The sequence below is a fragment of the Nocardia sp. NPDC050412 genome, assembly GCF_044458825.1.
Taxonomy (GTDB): domain Bacteria; phylum Actinomycetota; class Actinomycetes; order Mycobacteriales; family Mycobacteriaceae; genus Nocardia.
In genome coordinates this window covers 88435-106918 of the sequence record NZ_JBITIJ010000019.1, presented here as the reverse complement: position 1 = coordinate 106918, position 18484 = coordinate 88435, and the positions used below count along the sequence as shown (strand labels likewise).

The following is an 18484-nucleotide window of genomic DNA, read 5'->3' as shown; positions in this document are numbered from 1 at the left end:
TCAGCGCGGAACGTAGAATCAGCTCAATGGTTGCCGCTCTTCTCGCCGACTTGTTCGAATCGCATCGGGCGCATCTGCTCTCGGTCGCCTACCGGCTGACGGGCAGTGCGGGCGACGCCGAGGACGCGGTGCAGGAGAGTTGGCTGCGGCTGGCCGGTGCGCACCAATCCGAGATCGAGGACCTGCGCGGCTGGCTGACCACAGTAGTCAGCCGAATCTGCCTGGACCGCTTGCGCAGTGCCGCGGTACGCCGGGAAACCTATGTGGGGCAGTGGCTTCCGGAACCGGTCGTGACCGCTATCACGCCATCGACCATGCCGGATCCGCTCGAGGCGGTGGTCCGCAAACAGGAATGCAGTCTCGCGGCCATGGTGGTTTTGGAGAGTCTGACGCCACCGCAGCGGGTGGCATTCGTACTGCACGACGGGCTTTCGGTGCCGTTCGACGAGATCGCCGAAATCCTGGGCATTTCGGTGGAGGCGGCGCGTCAACTGGCCGTGCGGGCCAGGAAATCCGTCGCACAGGCCCCGCCGCCCGTCCCGGATGTCGAGCACGCGGCAGCGGTGCGTAAGTTCATCGACGCGCTGTCCGCCGGTGATATCGCCGCGATAACCGCTGCACTGCACCCGGATTCGGTGATGATCGGCGATGCGAACGGCACCACATCCACCGCGATCAATGTCATCGCCGGCGCGGACAAGGTCGCTCGTTTCTTCCTCGGGCTGGTGCGCAAGTACGGTATGGACGGCTCCTCGGAACCGACGCTGGAATTCGAATTCGCCACGGTCAATGGGCAATTGGGTTTGGTCGTGTATCGGGTCGGTCCGGGTTACGGGCGGCTCGAGGGTCCGCCCCGGGTGATCGGATTCGCGGTTCGCGACGGATTGGTCTGGGGTACCTACGATCTCGCGAATCCGGAAAAACTGTCCCACGTCCGTCTGGGGTGAGGCGGTGCCAGGCCGTGGCCCTCATCGCCGGGCCTGACACCGCCATCGGATTACGGCGTGGACGAGCCCAGGAACCAGTCCCCGGTCGACGATCCGGTGCCGCTATTGCCGGTCGATGAGCCGTTGAACCAATCGCCGGTGGAGGAACCGAAGCCGGCGATCAGATCGTGTGCGACATTTCGCAGGAAACCCAGTACCGTTCCGGCGACCTCCGACGCGGCCGGCTGCAGTACCAGGTCCAGATACGAGGCCATAAAGCGCCCCTTTCGAGATACCGCCGCAGGCCGGCGGTTTGTGAGGTAGAACACGGCGAGGCTAGCTGTCGTTGGGGCAACGCACAACTTCGCAGGTAGAAGGCTCAAATCAAAAGTGAAATATAGCCTTTCGCTATCTGATGGCAACAATAGCGATCGCTGGGCTACTCTCCGGATATGTCCTCGCAACCCGCGACCGTCGCCCGCCTGCGCCCCTTTGCCTCCACGATCTTCGCGGAGATGACCGATTTAGCTGTGCGTCACGAGGCGATCAACCTGGGCCAGGGCTTTCCGGATACCGACGGGCCCGCGGGCATGCTCGAGGTCGCGCGCCAGGCCATTGCCGACGGGTTGAACCAGTACCCGCCCGGCCGCGGTATGCCGATCCTGCGGCGCGCCATCGCCGCCGACCGGGCCCGCCGCTACGGCACCCAGTACGACCCGGACACCCAGGTGCTGGTCACCGTCGGCGCGACGGAAGCGATCAGCGCCGCCGTGCTCGGTCTGGTCGAGCCCGGCCGAGAGGTCGTGCTGATCGAGCCGTATTACGACTCCTATGCGGCCGCGGTGGCCCTGGCCGGAGCGCAACGGCGCACCGCCCACCTCGTCGCCGACGGTGACCGCTTCGTACTCGACCTGGACAGCCTGCGCGCCGCCATAACGCCCGCGACCAGGATGCTGATCGTCAATTCACCGCACAACCCGACCGGCACCGTACTCGACCGCGCCGATCTGACCGCGATCGCCGAAATCGCCTGCGAGCACGACTTATTGGTGCTCACCGACGAGGTATACGAACACCTCGTCTACGACGGCAACGAGCACATCAGCCTCGCCACCCTGCCCGGTATGGCCGAGCGCACCGTCGTGGTGTCCAGCGCGGCGAAGACTTTCAGCGTCACCGGTTGGAAGACCGGCTGGGCGCTGGGTCCGGCCGAACTCATCGACGGAGTGCTCGCGGCCAAACAGTTCCTGACCTTCGTCGCCGGTGGGCCGTTCCAACCCGCCGTCGCGCACGCGCTGAACCATGAACTCGACTGGGTCGCCGCGCTGCGAGACACGCTGTCGGACAAGCGACTGCGCCTCGCCGCCGCGCTGAAGGACACCGGCTTCGGAGTCAAAGAGAGCGCGGGTGGCTATTTCATCTGCGCGGACATCACACCGCTCGGCGCAACCGACGGTTTGGCCTTCTGCCGGGAACTACCGGCTCGGCTGGGTGTCGCGGCCGTGCCGCTCATCGCCTTCGCCGACCACGTCGCGGCGTGGAATCACCTGGTGCGCTTCACATTCTGCAAACGCGACGAAACCCTCGACGAGGGCGTGCGCCGACTCCGGGCCGGTGTTCGAGTGGGCTAAGCCCGGTCCTGCGGGCGACGCCGCGCCTGTGGTGCGTGCCAGTCGTACCGCATCGCGAGCAGGCGAAATGCGATGGCACAGAGCGCGGCGCAGGCGCCGGTGATCGGGTTGTAGGCATTGAAATGCAATAGCGTCGCGGTTGTTGCCGCACCGAAAAGTGCTGGTACCGCATAGATCTGCTCGGGTATCAGCACACTTGGCGTCTGCCCGCCGAGCAGATCGCGGATCACTCCGCCGCCGATCGCGGTGACCAATCCGAGCAGTGTGGCCGATGGCGCGCCGAGACCGTGGTTGTAGGCGATCACCGTGCCGGTCACACAGAACAGCCCGAGCCCGAACGCATCGGCCACGCCGAGCGGACCACCGGTCACGCGCGGTGACGGATGCCAGAAGAAGATGATCGCGGCCGCGACCAGCGCCGTCCACAGGTAACTGAGATCGACGAACGACGCGGGTGGCGTCCGGCCGATCACCAGATCCCGAATGACACCGCCACCCAGCGCCGTACTGCAGGCCAGCACCACGATCCCGAATACATCGAATCCACGTCGCACCGCGAGCAACGCCCCCGAGGTCGCGAAGGCGAAGACGCCGAACAACTCCCCGACGTGCTGGGCGGTATTCACCGCGGAATCGAAAGGCGCCATGCGCACACGATCACATATGCCGCGGCGCCCGCGTTCAGGCAGGCATCGGCCGCGCACGGTCGGTCGCGACCAGTACCGCGATCCCGCCGAGCATCGTGCCCATGAAATAGCGCTGGATCCGCAACCACAGCGGTCGACCGGTCAGGAAGGCGGCGATCCCGCCCGCGCCGAGCACGATCAGCCCGTTCACCGTCAATGCCACTGCGATCTGCACCGTCCCGAGGCACAGGCTCTGCAACCACACCCGGCCGTGCTCGGGCGCCACGAACTGCGGAATCAAGGCCATGTACATGATCGCGATCTTCGGATTCAGCAGATTGGTGACCAGGCCCATGGTGAACAATCGCCGCGTCGGATCCGGAGGCAGCTGGGCGGGGGCGAATACCGAGGTCCCACCGGGGCGCACCGCCTGCCAGGCCAGCCACAGCAGGTATCCGGCGCCCGCCAACTTCACCGCCAGATACAGGCCGGGCACGATTGCGAACACCGCGGTAATCCCTGCCGTGGCCGCCGCCAAATAGACTCCGAATCCGGCCGCGACCCCGCCGAGCGACACCAATCCGGCCCGCCGCCCCTGCGAAACACTGCGTGACACCAGATACATCATGTTCGGTCCCGGCGTGAGCACCATCCCCAACGCGGCCGCCGCCACTCCCAGAATCGCCGCAGTTTCGATCATGCCCTCGATACTCACGCACACACGTCGCTCTCGTCTCGGGCCAGTTGGGTGGTGGTGGACTGGCGTCCCCGCCCATCTCGATCCAGCGGGATCCCGCGGTCTCCAGACGCGAATAGGCGATCGGTGCATTCCGTCCCGGAACAAAATAGGCCGCTCGGACGCTGTATGTGCGAGGCCGACGCGAGCTATCCCCGTCGGCGGGGGCAGGATCGATGCCGCATCCGATGGGTTGTCGGTGGTGTCGGGGAGAATGGGCCGCAGTCGCACGAGCGATCGGATGAAGCCGGACGCCGTATATGAGGAGATGTGAGGCGGAGTCGTGACCGAGCGTAGCGAGGGAACCATCAACACAGCACCTGCGGTCGCAGCGGAGCCGAGCGCTAGCGAGGCGGAGCTGTGACCGACGGTCCGCTGATCGTTCAGAGTGACAAGACGCTGCTCTTGGAGGTCGACCACGAGTTGGCCGCAGTGGCGCGGCAGGCCATCGCGCCGTTCGCGGAATTGGAGCGGGCGCCGGAACATGTGCACACCTATCGCGTGACGCCATTGGCGCTGTGGAATGCGCGGGCGGCGGGGCATGACGCCGAACAGGTGGTGGATGCCCTGGTCAACTACTCGCGGTATGCGGTGCCGCAGCCGCTGCTGGTCGACATCGTGGACACCATGGCTCGCTATGGCCGGTTGCAGCTGGTGAAGAATCCGGCGCACGGCTTGACGCTGGTCAGTCTGGATCGCGCGGTGCTCGAGGAAGTGCTGCGGCACAAGAAGATCGCCCCGATGCTCGGCGCCCGCGTGGATGACGACACCGTCGTCGTGCATCCGTCCGAGCGCGGCCGGATCAAGCAGATGCTGTTGAAGATCGGCTGGCCCGCCGAGGATCTGGCGGGCTATGTCGACGGTGAGGCGCATCCGATCGAGCTGGACTACATCGGCGGCCATTGGCATCTGCGCGATTACCAGGAGATGGCCGCGGATTCGTTCTGGGCCGGTGGCTCGGGTGTCGTCGTGCTGCCGTGTGGTGCTGGCAAGACCATGGTCGGCGCGGCCGCGATGGCCAAGGCGCAGGCCACGACGTTGATCCTGGTCACCAATACGGTGGCCGGACGGCAGTGGCGGCGTGAGCTGCTGGCGCGAACCTCGTTGACCGAGGAGGAAATCGGCGAATACTCCGGCGAGCGCAAGGAGATCCGTCCGGTCACCATCGCTACCTATCAGGTGATCACCCGCCGCACCAAGGGCGAGTACAAACATCTCGAACTCTTCGACAGCCGCGACTGGGGCCTGGTGATCTACGACGAGGTGCACCTGCTGCCCGCACCGGTCTTCCGGATGACCGCTGATCTGCAATCGCGGCGCAGGCTCGGTCTCACCGCGACCTTGGTGCGCGAGGACGGCCGCGAGGGCGATGTGTTCTCGCTGATCGGCCCCAAGCGCTATGACGCACCGTGGAAGGATATCGAGGCGCAGGGCTGGATCGCCCCGGCCGAGTGCATCGAGGTCCGGGTCACCCTTACCGATGCCGAGCGGATGGCCTATGCCACCGCCGAGCCGGAAGAGCGCTACAAGCTCTGCTCGACCGCGCGCACGAAGATTCCCGTGGTGGAATCGATTCTGGCTCAGCACAAGGATGCGCAGACGTTGGTGATCGGCGCGTATCTGGATCAACTCGACGAACTCGGCGCCGATCTCAATGCTCCGGTAATTCAAGGTTCGACTAAAACCAAAGAGCGCGAAGAACTTTTCGATGCCTTCCGGCGTGGTGAGATTCCGGTGCTGGTGGTGAGCAAGGTCGCGAACTTTTCCATCGATTTGCCCGAAGCCTCTGTGGCGGTACAGGTTTCGGGAACATTCGGTTCGCGGCAAGAAGAAGCGCAGCGGCTCGGTCGGTTGTTGCGGCCGAAACACGATGGTGGCCAAGCCCACTTCTATTCGGTCGTCGCACGTGACACCCTGGACGCCGAATATGCCGCGCACCGGCAGCGTTTCCTGGCCGAACAGGGTTACGCGTATCGCATTACGGATGCCGATGACTTGCTGGGACCGGCCATAGGATAAGCGGAGGAATCATCTCCGATACGTGTGCTAGGAATAAGACGTGCGACGCTTCGAATTCGCGGTGGACCGGCAGCACGCCCATGCGGTCAACGAAGTCTTCGCCGACCTACGTCGACTGCGCGTCATGGCGATCGCGGCCGCCGTCATCGCCGCGACCGGCACCGCGTATCTGATCTGGCTCAACCACCCGTGGGCCTATCTGCTGGCGATCGCATTCGCGCTCGGCGCGGTGGTCGCGCTGTGGGTGGCGTTCTGGACGCCGCACCGCTCCAGCATCGACAAGCTCTATGCCGACGGTGAGCTGGTGCCCGCGGTGGTCTCCGAAACGCATCCGAGCGGCGTCGTACTGCTCGCATTGGTCGATATCTCGAAACCGGAGGCCCATGATCGGCGCTATGCCCTGGTGATCAGGAAGGTCAGGGATCTGCCCGGACATGAGAAGCGCGCGGGCGAGCGGGTGCCGTCGGTGGCGGTGCGCACCGATCGGGCGCCGGGTCAGGTCGGTGAGCGCTGGCAGTCGGTCAGTGCCATGCCGATTGCCTGGGGCACTCGCGACGGCACCGTCATCGATCGGGCGCGTGCGGCCATCAGCGAGGTCGAATGGCGGTTGCTCACCGATAATCTGGAACTCGCCGACAAGGTGCGGCGCACCTCCGCCAAACGGTTGCTGCTCGACCCGCACCAGCTGCCCGGTGACCTGGGATCCTGATCAGCCGAATTCCCTTGCGCCGCCGAATAGACTCGGTAAATGGTTCCGGCGTCCAACCTGCTGGCTTTCATCGCCGCATCGATTGTCATCATCGTCATCCCCGGACCGGGTGTGCTGTTCACCATCGGCCGGGCCCTCGCACTCGGCCGCCGCGCCGCTCTGGTCTCGGTATTCGGTCATTCCGCTGGCGTTTTCGTCGCGCTACTGCTGGTCTCGGTAGGTCTTGGCACCCTGCTCGCGGCCTCGGCGCTCGCGCTCACCGTGGTCAAGTTCGCCGGTGCGCTCTACCTGATGTACCTGGGGATCCAGGCGATTCGCGAGCGTAAGGCGTTGCGGGCGGCGCTGAACGCGCAGATCGACCCCGCCGATGCCAAGGTGTTTCGGCAGAGCGTCTTCGTCGGGCTGACCAATCCCAAGGCGATCGTCTTCTTCTCCGCGGTACTGCCGCACTTCGCCGAACCGTCGGCGGGTTCGCTGCAGCTGCAATTCCTGATCCTCGGCACCATCTTCCTGGCGATCGCACTGGTCTCCGATAGCGCATGGGGCCTGCTCGCCGCATCGGCCCGCGCCTGGTTCGCGCGCTCGCCGCAACGACTGGAGGCCGTCGGCGGTGCCGGCGGTGCGATGATCTTCGGGCTCGGCGCGTCGGTGGCGCTCAGCGGTAGCGCCGACTGAAGCGGCTACCATCCACCGAGGTCGGGTGGGGCCGCGAAAGGGGTGGTGGTCATATGAGGTGGTCCGGCTGGTTGTGTGCGGTCGTGGTCGGGGCACTGGTCGCCGCCCCGGTTCCGGCGAACGCCGATCCGCTCGTCGGCGCGCCAGGTCTCGGCGATCCGTACTACCCGCTGGACGGCAACGGCGGCTACGACGTCGGCCACTACGAGGTCAGCATCGACTACGACCCGCCGAGCAATCAACTCACCGCTACAACCAGGGTCGACGCCACCGCCACCCAGCCGCTGCGGATGTTCAACCTGGACTTCGACGGCCCGGATGTGCGCATGGTCTCGGTGAACAACCTGCCCGCCGCCTTCGATCGCAACGGCGAGCACGAATTGACGGTGACCCCACTGCTGCCGCTGCTACCCGGCCTGCCCTTCACCGTGACGGTCGATTACGCCGGGCAGGCCAGGAACACCGAGGGCGGGGGCTGGACCTATGCGCCCAGCGGCGGCGCCTTCGTCTCGGGTGAACCGCATTCGGCCACCAGCTGGTATCCGCTCAATGACACCCCGTTGGACAAGGCCACCTTCACCCTGCACGCGTCGGTTCCCGCGGAATGGGAGGTGGTTTCCAATGGTGTGCGGACCGAGAATGCGGTCACCGGTGCCAAGCGCAATGTCACCTGGGAGACGCACCAACCGGTGCTCGGCTATCTGACCACCGTCGCGATCGACCACTACAGCTACCTCGAGCAGCGTCGCGCCAACGGCGCCGCGCTGGTCAGTGCCTTCGCCCCGAATACGGAGCGCAATAGGGAAACCGAGCAGCGCCTGCCCGAAATCATCGATTTCGAAGAGGCGCTTTACGGTCCCTATCCGTTCGACGCCGCGGGTGGCATCTACGTCGACGCGGATCTGGAGTTCTCGCTGGAGACCCAGACCCGTCCGATCTACGCGCCGTGGACCGACCTGCCAACCGCGGTACACGAAATCGCGCACCAATGGTGGGGCGATTCGGTATCGGTCCGGCGATGGTCCGATATCTGCCTCAACGAATGCTTCGCCAGCTACACCGCTGACTATCTGTGGCCGGAGCGAAAGGAGGGTAAGGACGTCGACGCGGCCTACCGTGAGACCATTCGGAAGAACCGTGCCGAACCGAAATTCTGGGATATCCCGCTGGAAAACCCGGGCGTCGGAAATGAATTCACCTCCGTCTACTATCGCGGCCCGCTGTTCCTGCATGCCCTGCGCAAACAACTCGGCGACGATGTATTCTTCACGGCCATCCGGGAGTTCAATGCCGCGCACGCCTACGGGAACGCCTCGATGCCGGAGTTCCGCACCTTCATGCAGTCGAAATCCCCGACCGATCTGACCGGCTTCTTCGACGCATGGTTGAACCGCACCACAATCCCCTCCGACGAGTACCTCTATCCCGGCGGCCTGCGCGGCTGAGGTTCAGTCGACGCGTTCGCGGACCCGTTCCACCCGGCGCTCGGCCCGATCGAGTTGTTTCTGGGCCGCGCGTAATTGGTCCTGGGCGCCGCGCTCGGCGGTGCGGGCGAACTGCTTCTGCTGTTCGGCGTGTGCGAGCTTTTCGCGCAGTGCCTCGATGCGGGATTCGCTCTCGGCCAACCGGTGTGCCGACTGCTCGGCTTCGGTCTGCGCCGAATCCCGTGCCGCACGGGCGGATTCGAGGGACTCGAGTGCGTCATCGAGCTCCTGATGCGCACTGTCCTCGGCGGCGGGTTCGGCGGATTTTGTTGTGCCCGTGCCGCTTACCGAAATGAGCGCGGCACCACTCGGACCGAAGCCTTCATAATTCGCCGACGTCACAAGTGTGCCGCTGCGAACCTGCTCGGCGACCGCGTCGTCGACCAGCGCCGCCGTTAGCGTCTGGCCCACCTCGCGCAGTACCGCCTCGGTGACCGGATGTCCGCGATCGGCGGCCAGTGCACCCGCTCGCTTGGCAAGGGCATTGACCACTTGCTGCCGCTGTGTGGTCAGTGTGCGCAACTGGTCGCCGGACAATTCCCGCTGCGCCGTACGCAGCGCGGAGCCGAGTTGTAGCAGCGCATCGACGTCATCGGGCGCCGCGCGGGCCAGTAGATTCACCGTCCAGGCAACGACCGTCGGCTTGCGCAGTTTGCCGACGGCGGTCGCGAGGTCCTTATCGCCCGCATTCTTGGCCTCGGCCACGCGTGCCGCCCTGGCGGCGATGAACTCACCAGGGTCTAGTCCGTACAAGTCGACGGCGACCTCTTCGAGCCTCATACTTGCCAAGCGTAACGACTGGGTCTCCGGAAGCGACAGAGTGCACATACTGGACAAAAGTCCATGTGTTCGAAATGCGAAAGGCATTGCTGGTGAACAGTTTAGGACTCACGGCCATCGTCACCCTGATCCCGAAATACGTGGGCCTCGCGCTGCTGGGACTGACCGGGCTGCTCGGGCAGTACTGAGCCGCGCCTCGGTGTTGGTCGGTTGTCCGAACTGCTGATGCGGTTCGGGCGACCGGAACGGTATTCTCACCGCGTTCACAACTGCTGTGAACACGTTCGGTGAGAGAGGGTTTCACGTTGAAGTTCCCAGGAATGAGGCTGCTGGCACGCATCGTGCTCGCCCTCCTGGCGGTGGGCGCATTGGTGGCCGTGGTGACCGGTTGTTCGGCGCTCGACAATGCAAGCAAGTCCGACACCGCCAAGGCGAAGGTCGGTGATTGCATCAATGTCACCGACAGTTCGTCATCGGCCACCAAGTCCGAGCCGGTCGACTGCTCGTCGCCGAAGGCGGTTTACAAGGTATTCCAGACCGCGGACAAGAAGATCGACTGCGCGGCCGAATACACCACCTACACCGAGGACCTGGTCAGTGGCGGCCAGGCCTACATGTGCCTCGCGCCGAACTTCAAGCAGGGCAGCTGCTACGCCGATGTCGGCACCAACCCGTACAAGTACGTCGACTGCTCCTCCACCGAAGCCACCTTCAAGGTGGTGCAGCGCATCGACGGCCAGGCCGACGAATTGCAGTGCGGCACCGATGCGACCAGCTTCGTGACCGTCCCGGACCCGAAGGTCACCTACTGCCTCGGCCCGGCCAAGAGCTGATTACTCGAGTAGGGCGACCGACGCGATCCGGTGCAAGGTGAAATGCCGGATCGTGCCGGTCACCGGGTCCAGTGCGTCGAGCTGGCCGTTGCCGACCTTGAGCGGCTCGACCACGCGCTGTGACGCGACGCCCTGGGCATCGACATAACCGATATTGACCGACCGCCGCACCCGCGCCGCCAATTGCAGCAGCGCCAGGGTTGCGGCGGTGCTGGTTCTGGTGCCGTCGGGGCGTACCGCCTGGCCGTTACGGGCGCTCGCAGCCCGGTCACCGGCGCGCAGTTCCGCCACGAGCAATTCCAGCTGTTCGGTGCTCGGCGGCGTCGGGCGATATGGCTGCCTGGCATGCGGGCGCACCGCGATCCGGGCGCCGCGCGGGCGCAGATCGACAATGGTGCCCGCGGAATCCTCACCAGCTGGCGCGAATCCTGCCGCGCGCAACCGTTCGAGTAATTCGCCGAGCGGGGCCTGGGCGATGGCGACGGTCGGTGCGATGGCCCGCAGCGCGAGTTCGCTCGCCACCGGCGAGCTGAGCACCTGCGCGAGCAGCGCCGGATCGTCACTGCGAACGAACGACTGCGCCATACCGGCCCGAAGCTGGCCGTGTCTGCGCGCGACGTCATCGATCAGATAGGTCAGCGACTGTGGGATCGGTGTGCGGGAATGTGTGGTGAACAGCGTGTGCAGTTCAGCTGCGGTCATCCCGGCATCGAGCGCGCGCCGCACCGATGTGTCGCTGATCCGGTAAACCGTTGCCGCACCCGCGGATTCGATATCGGCCACGAGTGCCACCCGGCTCTGTAGCTCCGGGGTCAGTGGACCGGGCGCGATGACCGTCAGATCCGCTTGGACCAGCACATGATCGATGGGCTCGGGCAGCGCCGATTCCATCTCGGACTCGGCGTCGGATGTGCTGGTCGGCGACCCGTGCAGCAGTGCTCGCGCCGGTGAGGCGAGCGCACCGCGTCCGATGAAACCGAGTTTCGCGGCCTCGTCCACCGTGTGCTCGACTGCCTCGGCGCGAAAGTGCCTGCGCCATCGCGGTTGCCGCCAGGCGAGTAGTCGGCCGATATCGGTGGGGTCGAATGCGGTGCCGGTCGGATATTCGGCGAGCAAATTCAAGATGGTGCGTCGATCGCGTGGTGCGTGCGGGGTGCGCAGTTCGATCGACAGCGCCGCCAGCGGTTTGTCATTGGCATCGCGCATGCCGATCATCCACGGCATGCGATCCAGGTCCAGCCAGGCCTGTGCCAGCGCCACCCAGCGGCGCGCGGGCGGTGCGTCCCGCCAGCCGTCGGCGGCCGGTGTGGGGGCCCAGAAGTCGTCGGTGGAGTCGAATTCCGGTGGCGGGTCCGGCATGCCCTTCTCGATGAGTTTGGCCGCGGCGAGCAGTTCGACGAGCAGTCCGGCGCGCGGTTCGTCGATACCGGTCTGCTTGGCAATTCGGCGTAACTCCCGCACTCCGAGCCCACCCGCGCGTAATGCGGGCGCGGGGGCCTGGCCGAGCGCCTCCAGAATGTCGGCACAGTGCCGTAGTAGCTCGCCCACTTCGCCCGCGGCGACCGCATTCACTTCGGTGGGGGCGTGCTTGGTCGGTGGCGGCTCCGGTGGTTTCAGCGCGTGCGGATGGGTCACCGGCTCCCGGCGCAATACCTGAGCGACGGTGACCGGTAGTTCGACCGTCTCCTCGTCGATCCAGTGCAATAATCGCCGGCCGAGCAGTTGCTGGATCGGGCGGTCGGCCGGTGTGCCCGGTGCGGCGTCCCTGGTGCGTCCGCGCGGGCCGGTGGTGGCCAGCTTGTCGAGCAGCGCGCGTTCGGCAGGGGAGACGGCCGTGAGGGCCGCGACCACCTCGGGCTCGGTGAGGGCATCCGGAATTTCGGTGGTGCTGCCGATCGGCCACGGCAGTGCCTCGGCGGTGGCCGGAATCAGATGTAGGTCGTCGCCGTCGTTCCAGACCAGTGCACGATCGGACAGGCGAGCCAGCGCGGCATCGATCGCCGAGACCTTCACCCGATCTTTCAACTGCGCGCGCAATGCCTTGCGACTCATCGGCGTCCCGCCGGAGCCCGTCGCCCGATGCACCGCAAGGGTTTCCACGATCGCGAACTCGAGTGTGTCCAGGTCATCGGTGGCACGCAGGACCGACGCGCGCTGCTCGGCGCGGGCCGCGAGCACCGCCATGGAGGACGGCAGTGGCACGGCCAGATCGGGCCGGAGTTCGAGCAGGGCCACCAGCTGCGCATCGCTGCGGGCCGCGAGCCACCCGGCCAGGGATTCGGTCGCAGGCTCCCCCGCCTCCCCGCGCCTTTTGCCGGTCGTGAGTGCCGCGTGACTGCCGTCGCGGGCTGGCTGTCGTATGCCCGGTCCGGCTTTGGGCGTCCCCGACGAGTTACCCATGTGCTCTCGAGATCAGTCGTTGCGTCGCAGTCCGAATATTGTCGATTATGTCAGCCTAGTGGATGTCGTTTATCCGTCGCCGGGCGTTGGCAGCAGCGGAGGGCAGAGTGCTGGCCGGTCGCTCGCATGCCACAATGTGGTCGTGGTGAATAAATCGAAGAAACCCTATGTCGACAATGGCTGGCCCTCGCTCGAGGACGGTGGCCACGCGGTCACCGAACTGTCGTCGACTCGTTCCGGTGGGCTCTCGCCGTTCGGTGAGGACACCGAGTTTCCGGTCCCGGCCGATCAGCTGCCCTACATGCACCCGAATACGGTGATCAACCGCTGAGCGGCGAATCGCTCGGCACCCGGACGGAAAACCCGCGGATACGAAGAAGGTCCCTGCATCACATCGGATGCGGGGACCTTCTTCGTACGGTCTGCGGCGTGAGCGACGGGCCCGGTGGCGGTAGCGGAGCGTGACCACGGAGAGACCCGCGAGGGCCGCAAATCGAACACTGCTTCGCGGCGCGACTCAGGAGGGCAGCATGCCCTTGTTCGCCTCGTAGAAGTTCACGACTGCCGGGTCGAGCTGAGTGCCCTTGGTGGCATTGAAGAAATCGAGGGCTTCCTGCGGGATCTGCACGCCCTGGCCCTGGACGACGGCGACGGCGCGGTCGATCGCGTCGAATACCTGCTGGCTCGGGTCGGCGATGGCCTGCTCCGGAGCGGCCGGAGCGGGGTTCCAGCGCGGGGTCTCGGTGGAGGAGGGAGCGGTGCGCGGGGTGGATCCGCTGCTCAGGCCGAGCGAGGACGAGCAGGAGGGCCAAGCGCCCCAGCCCTGGCTGGCGAGGACCTTCTCGGCGACCGCGATCTGCTGTTCGCGGCTGGCCTGGTTGGCCGTCGCGGCGTATTCGCCGCCGCCGTGTGCGTTCCAGGTGCTGGGCGAGAACTGCAGTCCGCCCTGGAAACCGTTGCCGGTGTTGATGCCCCAGTTACCGCCGGCCTCGCACTGGGCGAGCCGATCCCAGTCCTGATCGGGTGCCGCGCTGGCGTTTCCAGCGAGAGCTACACCTGCGGTGCCGATGATCGCGCCGGTGACGGCGACCTTGGCCACGGTGCGTCCGGTGGAGGTTGGCTTGCGATGGCGTCCACTCATTGCGGGTTCGTCTGCCTCTCGTACGCATCTGCAAGTGGTCCGGACTGAGAGGTCGTCCGTCCCGCCCTCACCCCTGCTTCCGTTGGGGTCCGGTACCCGCGGGGCGAGGTTCGATGCGGCGGGCCGGTGGTTGCCGGTTGTCCCGGCTGGGTAAGACCGTACGACGATCCGCGCGAAAAATCACTATTTGGTAACCGGCGGGTCCGCGTGGGTCTCGGACCGGTATCGGTTGCGACGGAGATGCTTCCGTGCAGCTGAGAGATGGTGCGGACGGGCCGGTCTCGGACCGCTGCCGCTCCGTTATCGCGCCGTAATGTGACGAGGATCACATCTGTGGTTCGGTAACGATTAGCAGGGGTAACCGGTTCACCGGGATCGTCGGCCGGACCACAGTGCGAAGACGATCGCGCAGAGGAAGCCGAGCGGCGCCAACATCGCCATCAGATACAGCCACAGGCCCGGGTCGGAATCGCTGAGGACCGGCGTCAGAAATATGGCGACAATCGCAAGCAAGCCGATCGCGAACAGACCGAGTGCCACGTACAGCAACCGGTCGCCGGCGCGGCGCGGGGGCGGTGGCGCGGATGAGTTCGTCACTGCTCGACCGTAAAACTGATGTGCTTGCGTTATTCGCACCGGGGTAGACTCGGTGCCAATCGCGTCCTGCACAGCTGTGGGGCGCGTTCTTTTCGCAAACTGACAGGAGCTGTCCGCGGCGGTACGCCGGACCAGCACCTGGGCAGACGGATGTGCTCGGGCCGCTGGGGCTCGAGTTTCGATGACGAACGGGTGAGTGCAGTGCCGACCGGCAGGGTGAAGTGGTACGACGTCGAAAAGGGCTTCGGCTTCCTTTCCCAGGACGAGGGTGAGGATGTTTATGTCCGTTCCTCCGCGCTCCCCGCTGGCGTCGATGGGCTCAAGCCCGGTCAGCGCGTCGAATTCGGGATGGCCGCCGGTCGTCGTGGGCCGCAGGCACTGAGTCTGAAGGTGCTCGAATCGCCGCCCTCGGTCCGTCAAGGCCAGGACCGCGATCGCGGGGCGCACAAGGAACCGGTCGCGCGCAAGCACACCCCGGACGAGCTGCACGGGATGGTCGAGGACATGATCACGCTGCTCGAGGCCAAGGTGCAGCCGGATCTGCGCAAGGGCAAGTATCCGGATCGCAAGACCGCGCAGCGCATTTCGGAAGTGGTGCGGGCGGTCGCGCGCGAACTCGATCACTGACATTCGCGGATAACGAATTTCGCGCGCTACCCGGTCTACCGGGCAGCGCGCGAAGCACTTTCAGGCTCACCCTGTCCAGCGATCCGCAAGCAGTCGCCACGGCGAGGTGCTGATCGACTCAGCTCGCGGTGCTGATCGACCAGGCCGCGTGCGGGACGTAGAACTCCCGGCCGGTCTCGTCGCGCGCGAGGATGGGCAGCTGCAATTCGATACCGACGAGCCGCAATTCGGGCTCCGGCTTCGAATCGATGGTGACGGCGAGCGCGCCCTCGGGAAAGTCGTTGCGGCTCACCACCCGATCCACCTTCTCGCCGGTGGGCATGGCGTAGACCAGCTGGGCCAGCCAGGGCGCGTCGGCGATCCTCTTGGGCAGGGACAGCTGCAGCGGATATCCGGCGGGGACATCGAGTGTGACGGTCTCGCCGTACTTGCAGTCCTCCATTTTCACTGTGCAATACAGGAATGGGGGCACCGTGACGGTCTTGCCGTGGGCGTATGCGGTGACGGTCGGGTCGGGATGGTCGGCTTTGCGGACGAACACCGTCAACACGCCGACGAAGGCGACGGTGAACACCAGTAGGGCCGCCACGCATAGCGCGACGACAGTGCGAGTACTTGGTTTGCTCACGACTGCGCCTCGCTGGCGCTCGGCTCCGTCGCGAGCAAAGCTGCTGTGTCGATGGTTCGTTCGCTGTGCTCACTCACAGATCGGATCTCCTGTGCCTCGTTGCATGTGCTTAGTGTCGCTACCGCGCTCCGTGCCGCGTTGCGCGGCTCGGTCGACGTCGGCGTGTCTGGATGTGGCGACGGCCTGCTCCGCATGTTCTGGGCGGTGCCCACCCAGACCGGGCAGCAGGGAGTGGCCGCGGTCGCTGATGAAGGTCTGCAGCAGCCCGAACAGCAGGACCGCGGAGATGAACGCGAAACCCTGCCAGTAGGTGGTCGGCATGAGCACGCCCGCCGCGCCGCCGAGGACCCAGCTGAGCTGCAGTACGGTCTCGGACCGGCCGAAGCCGGAGGCGATCGATTCCGGCGGCAGATCGTCCTGGATGGAGGCATCGAGCGATACCTTCGCCAGTGCGCTCGCACCCGCTGCGACCAGGGTTGCCAATGCGGCGCCGAGCAGATTGTTCAGGAAGACCGCGAGCAGGGCGACCACGCAGCAGGCGGCGGTGCAGCCCAGCACGATCAGTGACGGCTTGCCGAGTTTGATCCGGGCGCCGGTCGCGTTGCCGATGAAATTGCCGACGGCCGCGGCCACGCCGATCACACCGAGCATGGCGGCCTGCTGCCAGCCGCCGTGCTCGGTCGCCTTGGCGACGAAGGCCACATAGAACGTCAGGAAGCCGGTCAAGACGCGAATGGCGCTATTGCCCCACAGCCCGGTCACGACCGCGCGGCCGAGCGGCTGCCTGCGCTTACGCGGCGGAACCGTGGCTTCGGTTGCCGGACTGAACACTTCGGTTCTCGCGTGATAGCTGAGGGTCGCCGGGACCTCGCCCTCGGTGACCTCGACCCAGCGCGGGATGCGCAGGCTCAGGAAGGTGCCCGCGATCGCGATCGCGGCGGCCAGCACAAGTGCGCCATTGGAACCGGCGATCGCGGCGGCGAGTGCCGCGACCGCGCCAGCGCCGATGGTCCCACCGACCAGGCCGAACACGGTGAGCCGAGAGTTGGTGCGCACCAGGTCGATTTCGGGTGGCAGCACGCGCGGCGTCACCGCGCTCTTGAGCACCGAGAACGATTTACTGCCGACCATCATGCACAGGGCGAGCGGATACAGCGCCCAGCTGTCGAAAGCCATGATCAGCAGCACCGCGACCACCGCGCGCAGAGCGAAGGAGGTGGCCAGCGCCAGGCGGCGGCCGCGCTGCAGGCGGTCGAGCATCGGTCCGATGAGGGGGGCGATCACCGCGAACGGTGCGATCGTGATCAATAGGTACAGCGCGACTTTCGTCTTGCTCTCGGCGGTCGCGCTGGCGAAGAACAGTGTGTTGGCCAGTGCCACCGCGATCGCGGCGTCCAGGGCGAAATTCGCCATGGTGGCGTAGGTCAGCGCGGTGAGGCCGGATTTGTCGGCGCCGTCGGCCTTGGCGGCGCGCTGGAAGGTGGCGACGCCGCGGGAGGTGAGTTCGCGGCCGCGCATCGCGGCGACGCGGGTGACGGTCAGCTTGCGCGGGATGCGCTCTGGCTCGGCCGGCGCTTCGGGTTCCGGTGGCGGGTCTGCCGGTTCCGCGGATCCACCGGGCAGCGGCCGGGTCGGCGGTGGTTCGCGGCGTTGTGGCGGCTCGGGCGGTATGGGCGGTAGCGAGGACCGGCGGGGCGGGGTGTGGGGTGGCGGGTAACGGTCGTATCCGGGGTGACGCTGAATCGGTGGGGACTCCTCGCCATCCCACGGACCACGGTCGGAACCGGAGGGATCGCGGGGAGTAGTCACAACGTCAATTCTGTCGTACATCGGCGACTTGGGTTCAATTGCCGCTCCAAGCCGTCCGGAAAGGTGACCTGGCTCCCTCACTGCGGTACGAATCGGACCTCGAAGATGGTCGGCCAGTATTTACCGGTGATCAGGAAGTGGTCCGTGCCGGGTAGTTGGGCGATGCCGTTGAGCACATCGGTGCCCGCGCGGGCGGGCGCGGGCAGCAGGCCGTGCGCGTCGATGACCGCAAGGACATGGCCGGTTTCGGGATCGATGCGCAGGATCTCGTCGGTGGGATAGGAATTGGCGTAGACGGAACCGTCGGCGGCGCAATCGAGTTCGTTGAGCTCGACGCGGTTTCGGGAGGTGAGGGTGACGGTGCCGGTCGGGGCGAAGGTGACCGGATCGCGGAAGGTGAGGGTGTCGGTGCCGTTGCTCATCACCAATTTGTCCGCGCGCGTGCACAGACCCCAGCCCTCGCCGTCGTAGGACGCCCTGGTGCGTTCGGCCAGCGTCGCTGGATCGCGGGCGATCGCCACTCGGTTCTGCCAGGTCAGTTGCCAGAGGGTGGCACCGGCTTTGGTGACACCCTCGCCGAAGTAGGGCGCGGGCAGTCCGGTGCGGGTCAGCTCGTTGCCGGTGGTCAGATCGGTGGCCCGCACGTCCGACGCGCCCGGCATACCGGTGCTTTCGTAGAGCACGTTGCCGGCGACCTCCAGGCCCTCGGTGAACGCCCGCGGATCGTGCGGACGGGTGCCGACCACCTCGATGTGCAGTCGCGGCACAGCGTCGTCGGAGCCGCCACACCCGGTGATTCCGAGCAGGCTGACCAGGACAACGACGGCCAACGAACGCCGATTGCACTCCATACGGCAAAATGT

At 66.1% G+C, this 18484-nt stretch carries 19 protein-coding genes; 9 read left to right on the top strand and 10 right to left on the bottom strand.

Features of this window, described 5'->3' with window-relative positions:
- The first annotated feature begins 26 nt into the window (after nucleotides 1-26).
- Entirely contained in the window at nucleotides 27-947 is a 921-nt protein-coding gene (locus ACIBI6_RS36020) for a sigma-70 family RNA polymerase sigma factor (RefSeq protein ID WP_364347067.1), read from the top strand.
- A gap of 50 nt (nucleotides 948-997) precedes the next feature.
- Here ACIBI6_RS36020 and ACIBI6_RS36015 read toward each other — a convergent pair whose 3' ends face one another.
- Complete coding sequence (locus ACIBI6_RS36015) at nucleotides 998-1201, bottom strand: hypothetical protein (RefSeq protein ID WP_329415367.1); 204 nt, start codon at nucleotides 1199-1201, stop codon at nucleotides 998-1000.
- Between the two features lie 177 nt (nucleotides 1202-1378).
- Between ACIBI6_RS36015 and ACIBI6_RS36010 the strand changes: the two genes are divergently transcribed.
- Nucleotides 1379-2557 carry a pyridoxal phosphate-dependent aminotransferase gene (locus ACIBI6_RS36010; protein ID WP_364347071.1) on the top strand — a complete coding sequence of 393 codons (1179 nt, stop codon included), beginning with the start codon at nucleotides 1379-1381 and terminating at the stop codon, nucleotides 2555-2557.
- Here ACIBI6_RS36010 and ACIBI6_RS36005 read toward each other — a convergent pair.
- Together ACIBI6_RS36005 and ACIBI6_RS36000 are read right to left on the bottom strand one after the other, a co-directional pair.
- Entirely contained in the window at nucleotides 2554-3204 is a 651-nt protein-coding gene (locus ACIBI6_RS36005; RefSeq protein ID WP_364347073.1) for a trimeric intracellular cation channel family protein, read from the bottom strand. The two genes, ACIBI6_RS36010 and ACIBI6_RS36005, sit on opposite strands and share 4 nt — an antisense overlap.
- A 34-nt stretch (nucleotides 3205-3238) precedes the next feature.
- On the bottom strand, nucleotides 3239-3883 hold the full coding sequence (locus ACIBI6_RS36000) for a LysE family translocator (protein WP_364347075.1): 645 nt from the start codon (nucleotides 3881-3883) through the stop codon (nucleotides 3239-3241).
- Nucleotides 3884-4279: 396 nt separating this feature from the next.
- Between ACIBI6_RS36000 and ACIBI6_RS35995 the strand changes: the two genes are divergently transcribed.
- From ACIBI6_RS35995 to ACIBI6_RS35980, 4 genes are read left to right on the top strand one after another with little or no spacing between them, the layout of a single operon-like run.
- Entirely contained in the window at nucleotides 4280-5938 is a 1659-nt protein-coding gene (locus ACIBI6_RS35995; RefSeq protein WP_396959415.1) for a DNA repair helicase XPB, read from the top strand.
- A gap of 40 nt (nucleotides 5939-5978) precedes the next feature.
- Nucleotides 5979-6647, top strand: coding sequence for a DUF3239 domain-containing protein (locus tag ACIBI6_RS35990; protein ID WP_364347079.1), 669 nt, complete (start codon nucleotides 5979-5981; stop codon nucleotides 6645-6647).
- A 39-nt stretch (nucleotides 6648-6686) separates the two neighbouring features.
- Entirely contained in the window at nucleotides 6687-7322 is a 636-nt protein-coding gene (locus ACIBI6_RS35985) for a LysE family translocator (RefSeq protein ID WP_396959412.1), read from the top strand.
- Between the two features lie 53 nt (nucleotides 7323-7375).
- Nucleotides 7376-8767 (top strand): M1 family metallopeptidase, encoded by a 1392-nt coding sequence (locus ACIBI6_RS35980; RefSeq protein WP_396959410.1) that lies wholly within the window; start codon nucleotides 7376-7378, stop codon nucleotides 8765-8767.
- A gap of 3 nt (nucleotides 8768-8770) precedes the next feature.
- On the opposite strand, the gene ACIBI6_RS35975 is transcribed toward ACIBI6_RS35980, so the two are convergent.
- Entirely contained in the window at nucleotides 8771-9586 is an 816-nt protein-coding gene (locus tag ACIBI6_RS35975) for a hypothetical protein (protein WP_364347085.1), read from the bottom strand.
- 320 nt (nucleotides 9587-9906) lie between these two features.
- Here ACIBI6_RS35975 and ACIBI6_RS35970 point away from each other — a divergent pair, with 320 nt between their 5' ends.
- The gene (locus ACIBI6_RS35970) at nucleotides 9907-10419 is read left to right on the top strand and encodes a hypothetical protein (protein ID WP_364347087.1); all 513 of its coding nucleotides are present in this window, start codon (nucleotides 9907-9909) and stop codon (nucleotides 10417-10419) included.
- Here the strand turns inward: ACIBI6_RS35970 and ACIBI6_RS35965 are convergent, their stop codons facing one another.
- Nucleotides 10420-12819 carry a helicase-associated domain-containing protein gene (locus ACIBI6_RS35965; RefSeq protein ID WP_396959407.1) on the bottom strand — a complete coding sequence of 800 codons (2400 nt, stop codon included), beginning with the start codon at nucleotides 12817-12819 and terminating at the stop codon, nucleotides 10420-10422. It lies immediately after the preceding gene.
- A 142-nt stretch (nucleotides 12820-12961) separates the two neighbouring features.
- On the opposite strand from ACIBI6_RS35965, the gene ACIBI6_RS35960 reads away from it, so the two are divergent.
- A complete protein-coding gene (locus ACIBI6_RS35960) occupies nucleotides 12962-13150 on the top strand; it encodes a hypothetical protein (RefSeq protein WP_062988419.1) in 189 nt (62 codons plus the stop codon).
- 186 nt (nucleotides 13151-13336) lie between these two features.
- On the opposite strand, the gene ACIBI6_RS35955 is transcribed toward ACIBI6_RS35960, so the two are convergent.
- Together ACIBI6_RS35955 and ACIBI6_RS35950 are read right to left on the bottom strand one after the other, a co-directional pair.
- A complete protein-coding gene (locus tag ACIBI6_RS35955; RefSeq protein WP_364347092.1) occupies nucleotides 13337-13960 on the bottom strand; it encodes a resuscitation-promoting factor Rpf1 domain-containing protein in 624 nt (207 codons plus the stop codon).
- 366 nt (nucleotides 13961-14326) lie between these two features.
- Nucleotides 14327-14557 (bottom strand): hypothetical protein, encoded by a 231-nt coding sequence (locus ACIBI6_RS35950; RefSeq protein WP_364347094.1) that lies wholly within the window; start codon nucleotides 14555-14557, stop codon nucleotides 14327-14329.
- Nucleotides 14558-14758: 201 nt separating this feature from the next.
- Here ACIBI6_RS35950 and ACIBI6_RS35945 point away from each other — a divergent pair, with 201 nt between their 5' ends.
- On the top strand, nucleotides 14759-15184 hold the full coding sequence (locus ACIBI6_RS35945) for a cold-shock protein (protein ID WP_364347367.1): 426 nt from the start codon (nucleotides 14759-14761) through the stop codon (nucleotides 15182-15184).
- A gap of 118 nt (nucleotides 15185-15302) precedes the next feature.
- Here the strand turns inward: ACIBI6_RS35945 and ACIBI6_RS35940 are convergent, their stop codons facing one another.
- From ACIBI6_RS35940 to ACIBI6_RS35930, 3 genes are all read right to left on the bottom strand, one after another.
- Complete coding sequence (locus tag ACIBI6_RS35940; RefSeq protein WP_364347096.1) at nucleotides 15303-15812, bottom strand: DUF2771 domain-containing protein; 510 nt, start codon at nucleotides 15810-15812, stop codon at nucleotides 15303-15305.
- A 69-nt stretch (nucleotides 15813-15881) separates the two neighbouring features.
- Nucleotides 15882-17621: an MFS transporter gene (locus ACIBI6_RS35935; protein WP_364347098.1), complete on the bottom strand. Its 1740-nt coding sequence runs from the start codon at nucleotides 17619-17621 to the stop codon at nucleotides 15882-15884.
- Between the two features lie 77 nt (nucleotides 17622-17698).
- Nucleotides 17699-18472 carry a glutaminyl-peptide cyclotransferase gene (locus ACIBI6_RS35930; RefSeq protein WP_364347100.1) on the bottom strand — a complete coding sequence of 258 codons (774 nt, stop codon included), beginning with the start codon at nucleotides 18470-18472 and terminating at the stop codon, nucleotides 17699-17701.
- Nucleotides 18473-18484: the final 12 nt, after the last annotated feature.

Excerpts from the sequence above, each read along its gene's own strand:
- ACIBI6_RS36015 (WP_329415367.1), bottom strand. The coding sequence starts at position 1,201 with ATGGCCTCGTATCTGGACCTGGTACTGCAGCCGGCCGCGTCGGAGGTC.
- ACIBI6_RS35980 (WP_396959410.1), top strand. The coding sequence starts at position 7,376 with ATGAGGTGGTCCGGCTGGTTGTGTGCGGTCGTGGTCGGGGCACTGGTC.
- ACIBI6_RS36000 (WP_364347075.1), bottom strand. The coding sequence starts at position 3,883 with ATGATCGAAACTGCGGCGATTCTGGGAGTGGCGGCGGCCGCGTTGGGG.
- ACIBI6_RS35985 (WP_396959412.1), top strand. The coding sequence starts at position 6,687 with ATGGTTCCGGCGTCCAACCTGCTGGCTTTCATCGCCGCATCGATTGTC.
- ACIBI6_RS36005 (WP_364347073.1), bottom strand. The coding sequence starts at position 3,204 with ATGGCGCCTTTCGATTCCGCGGTGAATACCGCCCAGCACGTCGGGGAG.
- ACIBI6_RS35955 (WP_364347092.1), bottom strand. The coding sequence starts at position 13,960 with ATGAGTGGACGCCATCGCAAGCCAACCTCCACCGGACGCACCGTGGCC.
- ACIBI6_RS36020 (WP_364347067.1), top strand. The coding sequence starts at position 27 with ATGGTTGCCGCTCTTCTCGCCGACTTGTTCGAATCGCATCGGGCGCAT.
- ACIBI6_RS35970 (WP_364347087.1), top strand. The coding sequence starts at position 9,907 with ATGAGGCTGCTGGCACGCATCGTGCTCGCCCTCCTGGCGGTGGGCGCA.
- ACIBI6_RS35965 (WP_396959407.1), bottom strand. The coding sequence starts at position 12,819 with ATGGGTAACTCGTCGGGGACGCCCAAAGCCGGACCGGGCATACGACAG.
- ACIBI6_RS35930 (WP_364347100.1), bottom strand. The coding sequence starts at position 18,472 with ATGGAGTGCAATCGGCGTTCGTTGGCCGTCGTTGTCCTGGTCAGCCTG.
- ACIBI6_RS35975 (WP_364347085.1), bottom strand. The coding sequence starts at position 9,586 with ATGAGGCTCGAAGAGGTCGCCGTCGACTTGTACGGACTAGACCCTGGT.
- ACIBI6_RS36010 (WP_364347071.1), top strand. The coding sequence starts at position 1,379 with ATGTCCTCGCAACCCGCGACCGTCGCCCGCCTGCGCCCCTTTGCCTCC.